Origin of the sequence: Pseudomonas sp. K5002, assembly GCF_013386655.1 — a bacterium.
In the GTDB taxonomy this organism is placed as follows: domain Bacteria; phylum Pseudomonadota; class Gammaproteobacteria; order Pseudomonadales; family Pseudomonadaceae; genus Aquipseudomonas.
Genome location: NZ_JACARK010001492.1, coordinates 295 through 557, shown reverse-complemented (window position 1 = coordinate 557; position 263 = coordinate 295). Strand labels below are relative to the sequence as shown.

Genomic DNA, 263 nt, shown 5'->3' with positions numbered 1-263 from the left:
CACCGGGATCATCGGCAGCCTGGACCTGATGCAACGCTATATCGCCGCCGGGCGCAGCGACGAGATCGGCCGTTTCACCGACGCCGCCGTGTCCTCGGCCCATCGCGCCGCAGCGCTGACCCATCGCCTGCTGGCATTCTCCCGCCGCCAATCCCTGGACCGCAAGCCGGTCGACCCGAATCAATTGGTGGCGTCCCTGGAAGACCTGTTCCGCCGCACCAAGGGCGCGCACATCGAACTCAAGGTGCAACTGGGCACCGACG

Annotated in this window: 1 pseudogene; it reads left to right on the top strand. The window is 67.3% G+C overall.

The features are described from left to right. Positions 1–263, top strand: a pseudogene (locus tag HX846_RS40120) (hybrid sensor histidine kinase/response regulator); the annotation flags it as partial.